12 protein-coding genes are annotated in these 18,711 nt (G+C 34.3%); 4 read left to right on the forward strand and 8 right to left on the reverse strand.

What is annotated here, in order from left to right:
* Nucleotides 1-186: 186 nt before the first annotated feature.
* From GIY83_RS05945 to GIY83_RS05970, 6 genes are all read right to left on the reverse strand, one after another.
* On the reverse strand, nt 187-4,278 hold the full coding sequence (locus tag GIY83_RS05945) for a two-component regulator propeller domain-containing protein (protein ID WP_194616220.1): 4,092 nt from the start codon (nt 4,276-4,278) through the stop codon (nt 187-189).
* 253 nt (nt 4,279-4,531) lie between these two features.
* The gene (locus GIY83_RS05950; RefSeq protein WP_208685654.1) at nt 4,532-6,172 is read right to left on the reverse strand and encodes a hypothetical protein; all 1,641 of its coding nucleotides are present in this window, start codon (nt 6,170-6,172) and stop codon (nt 4,532-4,534) included.
* A gap of 198 nt (nt 6,173-6,370) precedes the next feature.
* Nucleotides 6,371-7,555 carry a mannonate dehydratase gene (gene uxuA / locus GIY83_RS05955; protein ID WP_208685656.1) on the reverse strand — a complete coding sequence of 395 codons (1,185 nt, stop codon included), beginning with the start codon at nt 7,553-7,555 and terminating at the stop codon, nt 6,371-6,373.
* A gap of 307 nt (nt 7,556-7,862) precedes the next feature.
* Nucleotides 7,863-8,675 (reverse strand): SDR family oxidoreductase, encoded by an 813-nt coding sequence (locus GIY83_RS05960; RefSeq protein ID WP_208685658.1) that lies wholly within the window; start codon nt 8,673-8,675, stop codon nt 7,863-7,865.
* Between the two features lie 123 nt (nt 8,676-8,798).
* Nucleotides 8,799-9,464 carry a bifunctional 4-hydroxy-2-oxoglutarate aldolase/2-dehydro-3-deoxy-phosphogluconate aldolase gene (locus tag GIY83_RS05965; protein ID WP_208685660.1) on the reverse strand — a complete coding sequence of 222 codons (666 nt, stop codon included), beginning with the start codon at nt 9,462-9,464 and terminating at the stop codon, nt 8,799-8,801.
* A gap of 5 nt (nt 9,465-9,469) precedes the next feature.
* The gene (locus tag GIY83_RS05970) at nt 9,470-9,919 is read right to left on the reverse strand and encodes a YhcH/YjgK/YiaL family protein (RefSeq protein WP_208685662.1); all 450 of its coding nucleotides are present in this window, start codon (nt 9,917-9,919) and stop codon (nt 9,470-9,472) included.
* Between the two features lie 419 nt (nt 9,920-10,338).
* On the opposite strand from GIY83_RS05970, the gene GIY83_RS05975 reads away from it, so the two are divergent.
* The gene (locus GIY83_RS05975) at nt 10,339-11,301 is read left to right on the forward strand and encodes a substrate-binding domain-containing protein (protein ID WP_229029312.1); all 963 of its coding nucleotides are present in this window, start codon (nt 10,339-10,341) and stop codon (nt 11,299-11,301) included.
* Between the two features lie 103 nt (nt 11,302-11,404).
* Here the strand turns inward: GIY83_RS05975 and GIY83_RS05980 are convergent, their stop codons facing one another.
* On the reverse strand, nt 11,405-12,574 hold the full coding sequence (locus GIY83_RS05980; RefSeq protein ID WP_208685664.1) for a DUF4861 family protein: 1,170 nt from the start codon (nt 12,572-12,574) through the stop codon (nt 11,405-11,407).
* Nucleotides 12,575-12,861: 287 nt separating this feature from the next.
* Between GIY83_RS05980 and GIY83_RS05985 the strand changes: the two genes are divergently transcribed.
* Both GIY83_RS05985 and GIY83_RS05990 read left to right on the forward strand, forming a co-directional pair.
* The gene (locus tag GIY83_RS05985; RefSeq protein ID WP_194616213.1) at nt 12,862-13,140 is read left to right on the forward strand and encodes a hypothetical protein; all 279 of its coding nucleotides are present in this window, start codon (nt 12,862-12,864) and stop codon (nt 13,138-13,140) included.
* Nucleotides 13,141-13,472: 332 nt separating this feature from the next.
* Nucleotides 13,473-14,108 carry an HAD family phosphatase gene (locus GIY83_RS05990; RefSeq protein WP_208685666.1) on the forward strand — a complete coding sequence of 212 codons (636 nt, stop codon included), beginning with the start codon at nt 13,473-13,475 and terminating at the stop codon, nt 14,106-14,108.
* Nucleotides 14,109-14,132: 24 nt separating this feature from the next.
* Here GIY83_RS05990 and GIY83_RS05995 read toward each other — a convergent pair whose 3' ends face one another.
* Complete coding sequence (locus GIY83_RS05995) at nt 14,133-14,894, reverse strand: hypothetical protein (protein WP_208685668.1); 762 nt, start codon at nt 14,892-14,894, stop codon at nt 14,133-14,135.
* Between the two features lie 431 nt (nt 14,895-15,325).
* Between GIY83_RS05995 and GIY83_RS06000 the strand changes: the two genes are divergently transcribed.
* Nucleotides 15,326-18,253: a triple tyrosine motif-containing protein gene (locus GIY83_RS06000; protein WP_208685670.1), complete on the forward strand. Its 2,928-nt coding sequence runs from the start codon at nt 15,326-15,328 to the stop codon at nt 18,251-18,253.
* Nucleotides 18,254-18,711: the final 458 nt, after the last annotated feature.

Raw genomic sequence — 18,711 nt, forward strand, 5'->3', positions numbered from 1 at the left:
TAAAGTAGAAAATCAATAAACTCATTGCGATTATCACTATCACAAATAGAATTTGCAGTAATAGGAATTTTGTTTTTCTGATTTTCATAATGACAAATGTAGTAGCCGAAAACGATATAGAAATACAAAAAAGGGTATCTAAAAATACAGATACCCTTTTTTTAACCCTTTAAAACAGCGAATTTGCTATAAAACTTCTGAAGATTTAAAAAATTTGTCAGCAAACTGAGTTGGCGTTTCCCCATACTTTTTCTGGAAGCATTTGCTGAAATATTTTGGATTGTTGAAACCGACTTTATAACTAATTTCGGAGATGTTTAATTTATTTTGTTCTAATAATTGAGCGGCGCGTTTTAATCGTATTTCATGAATGAACTCGTTGGGCGTAAAATTTGTCCACGCTTTTATTTTTAGAAATAACATCGTACGGCTTACACCTAATTCTGTACAGAAAAACGGAATATCGAATTGCTCGTTCGAAATATTTTCCTCGACAATTTTGAAAGCTTTTTTCAATAGATCTTCGTCCAGTGAAGAAACCGTTATTTCTGACGGAATGAAATTATCATCGCTGGAGAATTTGTTTTTCAATCGTTCGGTCGAATTCAGCAGGTTTTTAACTCGAAGCTTGAATTCAATTAAATTGAAAGGTTTACTGATATAATCATCTGCGCCACTTTCTAAACCTTCAAATTTATAGACCAATGAAGTTCGTGAAGTCAGCAAAATTACCGGAATATGGCTTGTTTTTAGATTCTCTTTGATTTTCGAACAAAGTTCCGTTCCTACCATTTCAGGCATAATAACATCACTTATTATTAAACTCGGAACATTCTGTAATGCTTTCTCAAAGGCTACTTTTCCGTTTTCGGCTTCAATAATATTGTAATCTTCTTTGAGTAAATTTTTCATGAACGAACGTAAAACCTTGTGATCTTCGACAATCAGGATGGTTTGCTTTTCGTCGTTGACTACAAAATCATCAATGTCTTCAGGCTCTGTTATTTCGGTTTTTTCTAATTGAGCAGTGTATTGGTCGATATCATCACTAATTTTAAAATCGGTAATAATTTCGTTGTCTAAAAGATGCGCTCTGCCTAAGGGGAGTGTAACTTTAAAAACTACACCCTGAGTTTCTTTATTGGTTACCTCAATATCTCCTTTATGAAGTTTTACAATGTTTTTTACAATTGAAAGCCCAATTCCGGTTCCTTTATTATAGTTTTTCTGAACGTTGTTGTGCATTGGAACTTCAAAAAACAAATCAAAAATTTTGTCAATATGCTCAGGCGCAATTCCAACTCCTGAATCTTCTATGGCAATAAAAAGATTTTCCTTGTCGTGTGATATTTTTAGGTGAATATTTCCGCCTTTTGGAGTATATCGAAAAGCATTTGAAATCAGATTATAAAAAACACGCTCCAGTTTATAACGATCAAAATACACCAGAATTTCTTCTTGAGAGGATTCGAAAGTATAGTTGTAACCGCCATCTTTGGCATATTCAATAAAAGATAAAAAGATTTCTCTGGTAAATTTTACAATGTTTCCTTCAGCAGATTCAAGCGTAACCTGATGGTTTTCGAGTTTCCTGAAATCCATTAAACGATTGATCAGACTCAAAAGATGATTTGCACTTCCTTCAATCACCAATAACTTTTTGTACATTTCGTTAGTACCGTTATAATTGGCTAGAATTTGTTGCAAAGGCCCTAAAATCAAGGTTAACGGCGTTCTGAATTCATGTGAAATATTAGTAAAGAAATCCAGCTTGGCAATATTATTTTCCTCAATTCGTTTGGTTTCCAAATATTCCAGTTCCAGTTTTTGTTTCAGTCTGGCTTTGGATTTCATGATCCAGATCAAGCCGTATAATCCCAGACCAATTACAATTCCGTACAATAAAAATGCCCAGATACTGCGCCATGGAGCAGGTTTTACGATAACGGTCAGGGTAGTAGGGACTTTATTCCAAACACCGTCATTATTAGAGCCACGAACTTCAAAAGTATAAGTTCCGGGATTCTGAATGGCAAAAATGGCTTCGGTACTTTTGGTTGTGGTCCAGTTGTTTTCTAATCCTACCAAACGATAACTGTATTGATTGTTTTTGGATCGAATGTAATTTGGGATCGCAAAATCTATCGAGAAATTGGCCTTGTCGTAATCGAGGGTAATGGTCTTGGTATAACCAATACTTCTCTCTAAAATACCAACAGAATCATTAGGATGAATGCTTTGGTTTTTGATTTTTAGATTCGTAATTAAAACCTGTGGGGCATAAGTATTTAGGGAGATTTTCTTGGCATCAAAATACGTAGCGCCAGACGGACTTCCGAAATAAAATTGATTCGAAGAGAGTTTTAAAGCCGAATTATCATTAAATTCATTACTTGCCAAACCATCTTTTTGATCGTAAATAACCACTGTTTTTAGTATTGTGCTGTATTTTATAATACCCTGATTGGTACTAATCCATAAGTTTTTACCATCGTCTTCAAGTATAGAATGTATCGAAGTAATAACGGTGTTTCCGATTCTTAAATTGATTTTATTGAATTTTTTTCCATCAAAATAATGCAAACCTTTTGCTTTTGTTCCCACCCAGATTTTCTTTTGGCTGTCCTGAAACAAAGTTAAAATATCATCTCCCGATAAAGAAGCCGAATCGAAAAAGTAATGTTTAATCGAATATGTATTAGGAGCAAAATTGTTCAGTGGAATATAATTTAGCCCGTTTTGAGTTCCTACCCAAACGCCTTTTTTTTGATCGACTAAAATAGTACGCACAATATTATTGGTCAGATAATTGGCTTTTGTATTGTCGTTTCCTACTACTTCAAAAGTTTTAGAAATCATATTGTAGCGAATCAAACCTTTGCCAAAAGTACCAATCCAAAGAATATCATTTCCTTCTGCTTTGATAGAATAAACGCCGGATTCTCTTAATAAAAGATTAAGTTCAGCAGAGATTCTGTTGTCTTGGATTTGTTTTGAAGTAATATTATAAGCCGATAATCCTTTTGAGAAAGTTCCAATCCACAAAATATTGCCCGAAAGACACATCGATTTGATATCATTTTTAATGGTTTGACCGCTTTTGCTATTGATGTAACTCGTAGCTTCGGTATTTCTATTGTAAATCGTGATTCCGCCGCCTTCAGTTCCAAAATAAATATTCTGATTTTTATCGGCAATAATAGAACTCACAACATCAAAACTCATCGAAATCTTTTTAGAATTCTGATTGTAATTGGAGAAATTCACATTCGAAATATCCCAAATATTCACACCTTTATAATAACATCCAATCCAGACAGAACCTTTTCGATCCATGTAAATCGATTTTACCTTGTCGATTCCGTTGCTGTTATTGCTGCTGTTTATTTTTTGAACGCTTTTATCTTTTCCTAAAATATAGATTCCGTCATACGCACCAATCCATAAGGAACCTTGATTATCAAAGGCCAGAGAACGAATATCAGTATTGATTTCGCGGTATTTATCATCCGATAAAAAAGAAACAAAAGTATTGGATGTTTTATCAAATTTAAGAAGTCCTTTGTTTTTTGTTCCCACCCACAAATTACCCGACAAATCTTCGGAAATTGCCTGAACATTGAGAAGATCCGTATGGTTTAAAGGAAAATTTTTAAAGGATAAATCACCATTTTTTCGACGTACAAGCTTACATAAACCTTTTGTTGTACCAATCCAGATTTCTCCTTTTTTCGTTTTTAAAATCGTAATAATATTGTTGCTGGGAACCGTTGTAGGATCTGTATCCGAATGAAAAATCGAGGTAAAGAGTTTTGATTTTTGATTATAAATCGTCAATCCTTTTGAGGTTCCAAACCACATCTCGTCGCCAATTTCTTTAATCGACCAAATGGCATTACTGCTTATCGTATGATTGTTTTTTGTATGTAAATATCGTGTAAAAGTATTACTCACAGGATCATAACAATTAAGCCCGTTGTAAGTTCCTACCCAGATTTTGCCTGTATTATCTTCCTCGATAGACAAAATATCGTTGTTGCTTATCGAATGTTTATTGGTTACATCGTTCCTGAAAACCGTGAATTTACTTCCGTCATATTTATTGAGTCCGTCGCGCGTACCAAACCACATTTGCCCAAATTTATCCTGATGTATAGCAATGACAGAACTCTGCGAAAGTCCATCTGTAGTAGAGATATTTTTAAGGCGGTATTTATTTTGGGAAAATACATTCCCGAAAATAAGTACAGTTAGAAGAAAGGCTATTTTGTATTTCATAGCGGTCGAATTTTATTGTGGAGTTGATCTCTGGCAAAGTCTCGAAGTTGCAAAGTTTTTATTATTTAAGTTTCTCTTTAAGTTTCTCTTTAAGTTTCTCTTTAAGTTTTTCTTTGCGTCTTCGCGTCTTTGCGAGATTAAAAAAAGAACGTACTTCAAGCGCTTTTGATACGTTTCGAAGATGTTTTTCGAGAAAAGAGCAGAGATAAAGATTTTACCTTAAAAAACTTTGCGACTCTGCGACTTTGCGAGACTATTTCTTCAAGCGCCTTTTTAATTGATACTCATAAAGCGACGCCACTTTGTCCATTGGTGTATTTAAGAATTCAATATAAGGGTCAGGTTCATATTTTACTTCGAATTTAGCATTGCCATTCACACCAATCATTCTCGCAAAAGGTCCGTCTTTCATGCCGTAAAGCAAAACTGGTTTCGTGATTTCAGCTGGTTTCTCGACCAGAATATTCAGATTCCAAAAAGTACTATATGGCCCGTGTGAAGGCTTCCAGTAATCAGCACCGCCACCGCCAAACAAGTAATAACTGTTGTTTTTATCCGGCGTTATATGCAGGGTAATATGATCGAATAAGTTTTGATGATTTGCCCCCGAATGCTGATCTAAAAGAGCATCGGCAAAAATCTCACAATCCTGATACACGTTTTTAGTTGCAAAAGTGTTGAAGCTTAACGGATGAACGGCTTTGTTGTAGATCTTCAGATTCTTCACCAATACATTATGCACGCCGCCCAAAGTCACCGTGTAATGCGACATATGCGGGCCATCGGTAACAATATCCTGTATGGTAACATTTGAGATTTCTTCGCCCAAAATTCCGCTATCAGCATTTGTAATCGTAACATCTTTGACCCAACTATTAAAAACACGGGTTAGAAATATTGCATTATTTCCGGGTTCAACATGATGTGCCACTCTTGGAATATCAGGAAAAGTAAAACGAAGATGTTCAATCCCGACTTCATTCAAATGTTTCCATTCGACCAACTGCGCCTGATAAGCTGGTTTTATGGCAATGGTCAAAGGAGTTTTAATTGTTATTTTTGAGTTTGAAATTTTGGTGATTTCAACTTGTTGCCTGACAATGGGAAGTTTTGGAAATTTCCAGTGATGTGAACCCGGTTTTACATTCGCGCCTTTGTATAAATCCTTGATGATTTCGCCGTTTTCACCATCTTTATTAAAAAGCTGTAGCTCGACAATATCGCCCACTTTCAAATCTTTTACATCCGAAACATTGATCGTATGTTCACCTATATTTCCCGAACTTACTTTCGCCAACGAATTGGGCGTTGGTTCATATTTATCCAAATACGATTTTACACGTTCACCGGGAATTTGCGTCCAGATAAATCCACCCGACCAGGCATATTGCGAGAAAGGCAAATCGACATTATTATCAGGCTCACGTTGCCTTTTATCAAGCGTAGTGAGATATTCACGAAGTTCTGCCAATGATTCGGGATCTTTAAGATACATCATCGGTCTTGGACAATAAATTTCTGTTCCTTTTTCACCAGAACCCTCACCACGAAGTACGAAATTGCTTCTTTCGATATATACAATTTCGCTCAAAATAATGCGTCCGGCAGGCAATTGCAAGATCACATTTCCCTCAATAGCATTTGCAGCTTTTACGGCCTTTAGTAATGCTTTGGAATCATCAAGACCATCATTGGCTTTTACGCCATAATCTGTAGCATTAATAATTTTTCCCTGAACTTGTGGAATTTGGCTTTCTCCGAAATGATAGCCCGCATAACTAAAATCAGGTAAATAATTCGCTTTTGAGTCCGTAAGTATTTTAGGCATTTCTTGCGCCATGGTAACACTATTTACAAAAAGGCTGCAACAAATCAGCAGGGTTTGGGTATTCATGGTTGTGGTTATTTGGTTAGTTAGTGGTTTGCAACGAAGGCACAAAGACGCAATTTTTTTGTTTCACGCAGATTTAATTAATAAAAATCTGGAAATAATCTCTGGGTAAATCCGCTTAAATCTGCTTGAAACTTTTTTTAGTTCTTTAATACTATAGCTTAAAAAAACTTTGCGACTTTGCGACTCTGTCAGATTATCTTAAAGCGACTTCTTAATTCCCATTTCAAGTCCTCGCAATTCAGCTAAACCTCTCAAACGCCCAATTGCCGAATATCCCGGATTCGTCTTTTTATTCAAATCGTCCAGCATTTGGTGTCCGTGATCCGGACGCATGGGCAACTGGCTGTTATTTCTTTTTTCGACTTCAATAATGGCTTTTACCACTTCATACATATCAACATCGCCTTCAAGATGATTGGCTTCGTAAAAGCTTCCTTCGGCGTCTCTTTCTGTGCTTCTTAGGTGAATAAAATTCATTTTATCGCCGTGACGTCTTACAATTCCCGGTAAATCATTATCAGCTCTTACACCGTATGAACCCGTACACATCGTGAATCCGTTCGATTTTGATTCAGCGCAAGCCATCAATTCTATCAAATCTTCCTCAGTACTTACCACTCTTGGCAAACCTAAAATGGGGTAGGGCGGATCGTCAGGATGAATCGCCATTAGAACGCCTTTACTCTCGGCAACGGGAATAATTTCTTTTAAAAAGAAGAATAAATTCTCCTTCAACGCTTTTCTGTCAATATGATTATAACCGTTTAAAGTAACCAGAAAATCTTCTACAGAATACGCCTCTTCAGCACCCGGAAGTCCAGCCAGAATATTTTGCTGTAATTTTACTTTATCGGCCGCTGTCATGGCTTCAAAATAGCTTTTAGCCTTTGCGATTTGCTCTTGTGAATATTGATTTTCTGCTCCGGGTCTTTTTAAAATATACAATTCGAAAGCAGCAAAAGCATTAATATCAAAGCGCAAGGCTTTAGATCCGTCGGCAGTTTCAAAGGCCAAATCCGTTCTGGACCAGTCTAAAACCGGCATGAAATTATAGCAAATACATTTTATCCCGCATAACGCCAAATTTCGGATGCTTTCTTTATAATTTTCAATATACTCAATATAATTCCCGGTTTGTTTTTTTATGTCTTCATGAACCGGAATACTTTCTACAACCGACCATGTCAAACCCGAAACCCCTTTTTTAGGGTCACCGTTTTCGTGTTCAATTTCAACTTTTCGTTTGATAATCTCTTCAATATCCCAAACCTGTCCGTTGGGAATATGATGTAATGCAGTCACAATTCCAGTTGCGCCGGTTTGTTTAATATCTTGTAAAGAAACCGGATCGTTTGGCCCGAACCATCTTAACGTTTGTTCCATTTTTGATTTATTTTTTGTCCTGCAAGGTTTTCAAAAGCTTGTAGGTATTATTTGTACTAATATTTTTAAGGAGCTATTTCCAGCTATCCGTTAGAATCTTTTATTCTGAACCCGGGAATAAAAGGATTTTTACCTCTATCGGGGCTAGAGCACTGGTTTTTATCACAACTATTTTTGCCTCTTATGTCATACTGAGCGGACTCGAAGCAACGCAAGAACCTCCATAAAGTGAGTTGCCAATCTTTGTCGAGTTTCGTGTGTGATCCTTCGTTGCTCAAGATGACAAAACTAATACTGCTATATATTTTTAAATACTTGTAGCGGCAAATCCTCCATCGACTTTTAAGATTGTTCCCGTAACAAATTTTGACATATCGCTGCATAAAAATAAAAGTGCCCCGTCGATATCTTCAGGAGTTCCAAATCTTCCCATTGGCGTATGCTCGATAATTTTTTCGCCTCTTGGCGTTAGTTTTCCATCAGGGGCTAGTAACAAAGCCTTGTTTTGTTCTCCTATAAAAAATCCCGGAGAAATCGCATTTACACGAATTCCTTCGCCATATTTTTGAGCTAACTCAACTGCCATCCATTGTGTAAAATTGTCAATTGCCGCTTTTGAAGCCGAATATCCCACAACTCTCGTCAAAGGTCTTTGTGCAGATGCCGATGATATATTGATGATAATACCTTGTTTTTGTTTTGCAAAAAGCTCCGAAAACACTTGCGATGGCAGCATAGTACCAATGATATTCAGATCGACTACTTTTTGCAATTCGTCTACCTTCATATCAAATATCGCCTGATCAGGGCTTATTGTTGCTCCAGGCATATTTCCGCCCGCAGCATTAATTAAAATGTCAAGACCCCCGTATTTTTCTACGATAAAATCTCTTGCTTTTTCTAATTCTTCTTTGTTTAAAACATTGGCCTGAACCGCAAAAGCTTTTCCACCGTTGTTTTCTATGTTTTGTACAGCCTTATTAGCCTTTTCAATCGATTGAGAAACGATTCCAACAATAACGCCTTGTTTGGCCAAAACGTTTGCAAAGTTGCTTCCCAATACTCCGGCACCTCCGGTAATTAATGCAATTTTTCCTTTTAGATTAAATATTGAATCCATATTAAGTTGTATAATTTATTGTGTTTTTTTGCCACAGATTAAAAGACTGAAAAGGATTTTAAAATAATCTGTGTTAATCTTTTTAATCTGTGGCTAAATTTTCCAGTGCTAAATATCTAAAGTTTATATTCTTCTTATTGTCTGGATAATTTCCAGCATTTTTTTAGTTTCGTTTTCAATTACATCGTAATCCTGTTCTTCAATGCGTTTTTTGCTGATGAGTTTGCTTCCCAGCCCAACGGCAGAAGCACCGGCAGAAAACCAGCTTTCAATACTGGCATGAGTAGGTTCTACACCGCCAGTGGTCATGAAAACCAAGGATGGAAAAACATCTTTTATGCTGCTTAAAAATTCTGTTCCCAATATGTTTCCCGGGAATAGTTTTACGAGTTTTATTCCCGCATTTTCTGCTGCTATGATTTCTGTTGGAGTCATACAACCCGGAGCGTATAAAACTTCCTTATCTTTTAAGAAATCAGCCACTTCAGGAACAAATCCCGGACTGATAAAAAAGTCGGCTGCAGCATCGCTGAAGTCTTTGGCATCTTCAAGGTTTTTAATCGTTCCTATACCTAATAACATTTCGGGCAATTCGGCATTTCGAACCGCAACCATTTTTCTGAAGTTGGATAAAGCTTCAGGACCTCTGTTGGTATATTCAACGGCTCTGATTCCTGCTTTGTAAAGCGTTCTTAGAATTTCGATACTAATGGTTTGATCTGTTGTGAAATACAGCGGAACAATACCTTGCTCAGCAATAACATCGATGTTTTTTTGAATTGTACTCATCAGTTTTATATTTTAACTTTAATGACGATTTTTTTGAGTGTTCCTTCACCAATCATTGCCGCGTGAACATCTGTAGGAAACAAAATCGCAAATTGTTTTTCCTGCAATTCAAAAAACATATCGGGTTTGTCGTGAAAAAAACGAACATCTCTTTCCTCGCTATAATCCCCATTTGGGCTCACACATTTTTCTCTTGGTTTCCAGGCAAAAGTTTCCGGACCTTTTATCGAAATCTGGATATCGATGTTTTGATCGTGACATTCAAAACCTTTTATGCTTTCTTCTCTGGTTGCGCCTTCGCCAAGAATTACAATTACTTTTAATCCTTGGGCAATTTCAAATGCGCCTTCTTCAAGTTTACTAATGTCATTTTGATTTACGTAATCAAATGCTTCTTTGAATTTAGGGTGAAGACTGAAATATTTTGCAGCGTTTTGTAATGAATCTACAATCATTTTATTTGGTTTTTATGTTCTAATTTTATTTCACACAAGGGTAACTTATGTTTTTTATAATTAAAGTTTTACTTTATATAACGTTATTTAGTATACTGGCTTTAAGTAATAACTCATTAAGATGTCAGTAGCCATTTTTTATGTCATAATTATAGAGTAAACTCTTAATTATCAAAAATCATAATAAATAATCTATTTGATATTATGTTTTTTAAAATACACATGTGTATATTTGCGTGTACGCACACGGTATTTTACAAATGTATATAAAAAGTTAAGTAAAACAACTTATATTTGATAAAAAAAATAATAATTTCAAGTGTATTACAACATCATTTAACTTAAAACTCATCAATATCATAACGATAAAAAAAATTGCCGAATTAGCCAATGTTTCACCCGGAACTGTTGATAGAATTATCCATAATCGTGGGCAGGTTGCTCAGGAAAATGTAGATAAAGTAAATGCTATTATTGAACAATATGGCTACAAAAGAAATATTCTGGCGAGTAATCTGGCCTTGAATAAAAAATTTCATTTTGCAGTTTTTTTACCACAATATGAAAATTTGGAATATTGGAAAAGCCAAATTACCGGAATAGAAAAAGCAGCAATTGAGTTTAGTAAGTTCGGAATTGTACTGGATTATTTCTTTTATGATTTTAATGCATCTTCGTTTAAAGAGGCCGTTAAAAAAGTATTGGAATTTGATTGCGAGGGACTTTTATTCGCGCCTATTTTTTACCAAGAGTCGGTTCGTTTTTTGGCAGAATATGAAAAGAAAAATATTCCCGTGGTGATGATCGATTCGAATATTTCTAATAATGACGAACATGCTTATGTAGGACAAGATGCTTTTCAGAGTGGTTATTTGGCCGGAAGGCTAATCAGTTTTGCGGTAAAAAACGAAAGACAAATCTTGATTTTCAAAATCACCAGAGAGATCGAAAGTACATCGGTTTATTTACAACGCATCAATGGTTTTTATTCGTTTTTTAAAGATCATAATGAACTTAATAATTTTAAATTTTCTGAAATCACCATTAAAGATTCGGGAATTGATCAGCTCAATTTAGAAATGTTCACTGCAATAAACAGTGTTTTTGTCCCTAATTCCAGAGCGTATATTGTCGCGAGATTTTTAGAGCAAAACAATATAAAAGGCGTGAGAATCATTGGTTACGATTTATTGAAGGATAATATCGAATATTTAAATAAAGGTGTAATCGACTTTTTAATCAACCAAAGACCCGAAGAGCAGGGCTATATGGGAATTAATCATTTGTATAAAAAACTCGTCTTGCAGGAAACTATAGAGAACACACATTATATTCCGCTAGAAATTATTCTAAAAGAGAATTATTTTCCTGCGAGGAAATGATTTTTTTCCAAGCCTTTTTAATTAATCTCGTAAAGGCGCTAAGTTGCAAAGTTTTTAATCTTAGTAACCTAGAATCTTAGCCACTTAGCGTCTTTGCGAGAAACTATTTCTTCACCTTAATAACCAATGGGTTATTTATTTTTTTAGCAAACGAAGTCAAATACGTTTCCCATTGTTTTTGAGTTTGAAATGGGCTTCCTTTTTTCCATCCAAAACCAACGTAGTAAATCGCTTTATTGTTCTTTACCTCAATATTTCCGAATAGATTACTTAGATCTTTATCTTCGGTAATATGATTATCAAAACTTTTTAAAGTGTTTTTGGGAGCTACGATTCCAGTTCCAATTTCAGAATCGTCGATAGGTTCCCAATGGCTTAACCAGCCTTCTTTTATATTGGTTCCAATAGTTCCTTTTTTGTCATGAAGCGTTAATCCGGCAGCAATAGATTTTGTTCCGGTAATATTGATTTCAAAACGAGAAAGATAACTTCCGTAATCCAGACTGATCAGTTTTGACTCGGTTATTTTGTTGCCTTTTGCATCCCAATCGGCATACGTCAGGATAAAACTCGTTCTGATAGGTCCGGTGGTGATAGTTTTCCAGCTAGTGAAATTCTTGGAAAAATAGTATTTATCATCGACCTTAACGGCAATTCCGCCCACGCCACGGCTATCACCTACATGAAAATTATCTAAACCTTCACCAGTATCTTTATGATACGTTCCGGTTCCGTTAGTAGCTTTTTGGTACCATTTATTGATAATTGGGTAATCGACTCTTTTTAGCCAGGCGTCAATTCCGCTGGTTAAAGTTCCGCCAGCTACTTTCTCTTCTACCATTTTTTGAGCCACAGGACCATAAGTTCTAAAGGCTACTTTATTGTTTTCCCACGCATAATCGTCTGTACGTTCAGGAACAAATCTCGAAAAGCAGCTAATCGTAGTTTCTTTTGATGGATTTTCGGCAACCAACACTTCAAAATCTTGTTGCGATGACGCTTTTATTTTAGGTTGAAATAAGAGTACATCAATAGTTCCGTCACCATCATTATCGATAGATTGTGTGCTCAAAAAAGTATTTGTACCCGCTTCTTTTACAGCATAATTTTCCAGTTTAACAGAAGTTGATAATCCCAGAGATTTTTTAGTCAATTCAATAGTTTCGAATTCACGATCTATGGGAAGGAAATTAGTAACGGTAATGATTTTGTTTTGAGCATGAACGGCAAAACTACTTGCCAGAATTGCGGTGAATAAAATATGTTTTTTCAAAGCTTTACAGGTATTAATTAATCGAAAATTGGATTTTTTTTTTTTGAATCATAAAGATACAAATCAAATATAACTTTAGAATACGGAATTGGGGTAAAAAAGTACAAAGTGTTATTTTTGAATATGTGGATTCTTTTTTTTATAAGTTGAGTTAAAAAACTTTTTTTGAGTGATAATGGAGTGTTTTTTTTATATGATTTATTTAGTATTCAGGTACTTATACGTGGTTTTAATCAATAATTTATTTGTTGCTTTGTCAGTATTATTAACCCCTAAAAACAATTAAAATGGAATCAGAAAGCAAAACAGTTACAGGTACAAAGAAAGAAACGATAGATATCATGTCGGGTAGTACAAGAGGTGTGGATGTGGGAACCAATACACCTTCTTTGGAAATTACAATTACGAATGAAGGACCTTCTGACAGTGTCATAGTTTCCGGAAACCGTTACGAATTAAGAAACGGTCATCAAAGTACCTTTAAATTAGGTGATTTGACAAGTGGAAGTGTTATAACTCTTCAAAATAATGGGATGGACCGTGCGCGAGTTCAAATCTCCTGGTAAACGTAGTCTTTTATAAAGAAATCCATGCTCTGTTTTGTATGGATTTCTTTGAAATTTTATATCTCTTAATGGTTGGGCTTTCAATCCATGTTCATTTTTTCATTTCGATCAATAGCATCGGGCTTTTTACATTGTAAATACTTCACAGTTTGCGCAAGCCACCAATTCTTCATTACATTAGAAATATTTTCAGGTACTTGTTTTCTTAGATAAGCAGACAGGTTTAAAAAATATTATTTTAATGATGCTGTAACTTCTTATTTTATTTTTTGTAATTTACATAATGGGTAACTTCTATCAGGTTATTGTATAATTAAATGTAAATCAACAGTATGATTAAATGTATTATTTTCGATTGTGATGGTGTGCTTGTCGATACAGAAAAAATTGGTAACGGAATTATGCTTGAAATGGCAGCAGAATATGGTTTTAAGATGAAACTGGAAGATGCTTATCGCGATTTTAACGGTCGTAAATTAAAGGAATGTTTCCTGTATATTGAGAATGCTATCGGCAAAAAACTTCCCGATACTTTTGAATCAGATTATCGTGAGAAAAGTTTTGAAGCTTTCAAAACACAGGTAAAACCAATGGAAGGCATAGTTGAATTTCTTAATAAATTAAAAATCCCTTATTGCGTAGCTTCCAGCGGTCCTGTCGATAAAATACGATTGAATCTTGGAGTGGCTGGTTTGCTCGATAAATTCGAAAATAAAATATTCAGTTCTTACCAGATTAACAGCTGGAAACCAGAACCGGGAATTTTTCTGCACGCCGCAAAAGAAATGGGATTTGAGGTTAAGGAGTGTATCGTAATAGAAGACAGCAAAGCAGGAGTAATTGCCGGAATTAGCGGTGGGTTTAAAGTTTATGGTTTTGTCAATGGTTACAATAATGAAGATTTAAAAAAAGAAGGAGCGGTCCTTTTTAGTAACTATGAAGAGTTAAGTCAGCAACTTTATTTTTAGAATTTAAATTTCGTTTACTATTTATTAATATTGGTACTTTACAGTTGAGAAAGGTTTCCCATTAACAATATCAACCATTTTTGTTGTAGGATAACCTTTTGAATTGTATTCGTACAAATTAATTGTTGTGCCTATAAAAACATCTTTAGTAGTTTTAGTTGATTTAATAATGTTGTTAACCGATGGCATGAGATTTAATAATAAATTATAGCCTAAAATATTTTTGAAGCTATCATTTTTATTATCGTATTCGTACAATGTTGAAATTTCTAATACAGAATTTGAGTAATATTCCTCTTTAACAATATTACCGTCTTTAATAAAAAGTTTACCAGAAATGAGATCTTTTTCCTGTTCAGCCCCGTTTAAGGCATTAACTTTATATATTTGATATGAAACGGTTCCGTCCTCATTATAAATATACTTTGTAAGGTTTTTATATTGAGGTCCAAAATCGTACTCGATTCTCAAACAAGAATAAATTTTACCATTTGAATATTTATATTCCATAGTCGAAAAGAGTTTTCCGTTTGCGTCCAAATCTTCAATTTTTGTAATTAGATTATCACTATAAGTATAATTGGTTTTTTCTCCATCTTGAAAAGTGATTGATTTAATTTTATTTTTATCATATGAAAATTTTTGAGTAATCGTTTTACCATTATAATTAACTGCAATTTCTTTAACAAAAACAGATTCTTCTAAATTTGATGATTCATTTTTATCGTTAGAACAGGAAGAAAGCAATAGTAAAGTAACGCTTAGTAAACAAAGGATTTTTTTCATATTTGATTTTTATCGGATGCAAATTAACAAATTTTAAAATTACTATTTCAAGATCGTAAAGCATAAATTATTACTTTTTAGAGAAAAAAGTTCAGGTTTCAAGTTTCAGGTTTGCGCTACTTTTAAGGAGCTTTGTCAAAGTTTTAAACTCTGACAAAGCTTTCATATTTTAAGCTTTTTCTAATTCCCACATTCTCTAATTTATTCATTATCAAATCCTCTAATTAAAATGTAATTTGTTGCATTAAAATAAAATTTTATATATTTGATTATAAAGATTTATTTTTTTTAATGCTTTTAATTGTCAAATTATAATTTTAAGAGTAGTAATAAGGATATCTTTCTTGCTTAGAAATACCTTTTCCCAAAGGGGTATTTTTGAGACTGTAGCTCTTAAAAAGCTACGCACTAACCTACAGACAGAAACAAAAATGACAAAATTTTCACTTAGAATTTTAGTTCTATCCATATCCCTTTTGTATCCAATTGCTAATGCCCAAATTAAGAAAATTGGAGTTCCCTTTATTACCAACTATAACCCTAAAACCTATAAAGCAGCATCTGAAAACTGGGATGTTTTGCAGGATTCTAAAGGCATGATGTTTTTTGCGAATCATTTTGGTATTATGCAATTTGATGGCGTGAGATGGAGTATTGTTGCACAGCCGGAAAATAAAAGCATGGTTCGTTCTCTTGCGATCGATAAAAATGATAAAATGTATGTTGGCGCTCAGGGCGAATTCGGTTATACGGTTCAATTACCAAATGGGCAATATAAATATACTTCTCTGATCAAATTATTGCCGGATTCTGCCAGAAATTTTGGTGATGTTTTGCATACGGTTATTCTAGATAAAGAAGTAGTTTTTTTCTCGAATGAAGAACTGTTTATTTATAAGGATAAGAGAATCAAAGTAATAGGATCTGAGGCCAAATTTGATGAATTTTTTGAAGTTGGTAAAGAAATCTACGTCTCAGATAATGTAAAAGGTTTGCTGAAATTAGAAAATAATGCTTTAGGCGAAATTCCAAGCAGTAAAGAATTTATCGGAATGAAGATCAGGAAAATTTTTAAAACCAATGAAGGTTTGATAATCCTGACACAAAAGAAAGGTTTATTGGTTTACAAAAACAATCAGTTAAAACCTTTTGTAACCGAAGCAGATAATGTATTGAAACAGAATCAGATCTCAACAGGAATTTTGCTCCCTGATGGATATTTCGGAATTGGAACGCGTCAAAACGGATTGATAGTTATTGATAGTAAAGGAAATTTAATTCAGCATATTAATAAGCAGACAGGTTTGCAAAACGATTATGTGACCAATCTTAAAATGGATAGGGAAGGTAATTTGTGGGTTAGCTTGAAAGATGGAATTTCGATGATTCAGATTTCGTCGCCTTTATCAAAAATACTGGACGCGTCTAATTCAGAAACCAAAATATATTGCAGTGAGATTTATCAGAACAAATTGTATATCGCTACCGATAATGGTGTTTTTTGGTTGGATTGGAATGCTTACAAAGATGGTCAACACGAGAATGTTCATTTTCAGCATATTTCAGGAATGTCTGAAAATGTATGGAATATTGGCGTTTTTGGAAATTCACTTTTGGCTTTTGAGAAAAATGGAGTTTTTGAAATCAAAGGTAATTCGGCGCAATTATTAGCCAGGACAGATGGCGCATGGCAAGGTGTTCTAATTCCAAACCATCCAGATTTATTGCTTGTGGGTGGTTATAACGGTTTATATTTATTAAAGCAGATTAATAATTCCTGGGTGTATCAGCATAAAATAAAAGGTTTTGAACAAAGCAGCAGAGTAATTGTAACGGATAAGGATGAGAATATCTGGATTGCGCATGGTTATAAAGGAATCTTCAAAATGAGATTTAATAAAACATTCGATGCTGTTTCGAATATTGAATTTTATAATGATAAAAATGGTTTTCCGTCGAGTCTGTTTTTAAATAATTTCAAAATTAAGAATCAGATTCTTTTTGGAACCACAAAAGGCGTCTATAAACAAGATGCTCATTCAAAGAAAATGATTCCTGATGCTATTTTCAAAAAATATCTCGGAATGGAAAGTCATATTCGGCTGCTTAAAGAAGATCCTCAAAACAATATCTGGTATATTTCGGGAGAGAATACCGGAAAGATGAATCAGAAAACAGGCGCAGGTTTCACTATCGAAGAATTGCCTTTTCGCAAACTGAGATATTTATACATTCCGGGTTTCGAGAATATTCAGACCACTACAAAGGGAGATGTCTTTTTTGGGACGCAAGAAGGTTTGATTCATTACAATACAACCAAAAGCAAGAAATATGAGGCGAAGTACAAAGCAATAATTTCTGAGGTTAAATGTATCTTTCCAAAAGACAGTTTGTTGTTTTCCAGCAGATACGATGTACTTCCAACTAATATGGAATGGGCAAATACATTTTCGCCTGTTTTATCGTATTCGAATAACGCTTTACACTTTTCATTTGCTTCACTTTGTTATGATCAGGCCGATGCAACTAAATACGAATATTGGCTGGAAGGGTTTGAACCCAAATGGTCAGAATATACTCTTCAGACTGAAAAGGAATATACCAATTTACCCGAAAACGAATATATTTTTCACGTAAGGGCAAAAAACATTTATGATGTAGTTAGCCAAGAAGCTATTTTTAAATTTGAAGTTTTGCCGCCCTGGTACAGAACAACCTGGGCTTATATTTTGTATTTGATATTATTTGGGGTTTTGATTTATACCATTATCAAATACCAAAAAAATCTGGCTGAACGCGAACGCGAACAACTAATCCTGAATCAGGAAAAGGAATTACTTAGAAATCGCGCCGAATTAAATGAACAAAAACTGGCGTTAGAACAGGAAAACATGGCCATTATGAAAGAAAATCTTCAAACCACGATTAATCTCAAAAATGCTAAAGTAGCTTCGAATACCGTCAATCTTATTCATTTAAATGAAATTTTACTTTCGATAAAAGATCTTATTGGCCAGATTGATAAAAACAATGATTTTAATACCAATTTTGGTTTATTAAAGAAGATTAACCGAATCATTGATCACGAATTACAGGGAGATCAGCATTGGAACGAGTTTGAAGAGATTTTTAATCAGCTTCATGATAATTTCATGCAACGATTGAAAACGAGTTTCCCGGAATTGACTCCGCGTGATATGCGATTGTGTGCCTATTTGCGAATGAATTTCAATACCAAAGAAATCGCACCGCTTTTAGGGATTTCTGTAAGAGGAGTTGAAGATACCAGATATCGTATTCGTAAAAAATTGCAGCTTTCATCAGAAGCAAATATTACGGAGTTTATTTTGAATTTTTGATCTTTTATTATTCATACCAATTAAGGTTTGAAAAATCTGAAATTTGTGCCGTTAGGAACTACATGTTGGTAGTTATTAGATTTTAAATTCGTTTGCGTGCTGCAGGTACGCAACAAAATGATGAATATTACCCACCTAGGGCACGTTAAACTTATTTTCAATTGTGTTTCTCTACCAATATTTAGTGTCTAAAGGCACATTTCATATCTCGTTTTATTATTAAGTAAAATCTCAAGTAGTTTTACGCTTTTTGCGGGCTAATTATTACATTTTTTTGCAAACACCGTAGTCAAACCGTATTCAAAAATGTAAGTCTTGCCTGATTTATTTGTTAATATTGTCCCTTTATTATTACAATATAATCTGTTTTTTACAAAGCAGGTATTTATTGCGCTAATAATCTTTACTAACAAATAACCTAAAGACAAATGAAGCAAAAAGACTCTTTTTTCGGCCGA

It is taken from the genome of Flavobacterium sp. SLB02 (assembly GCF_009664855.1).
GTDB lineage: Bacteria > Bacteroidota > Bacteroidia > Flavobacteriales > Flavobacteriaceae > Flavobacterium.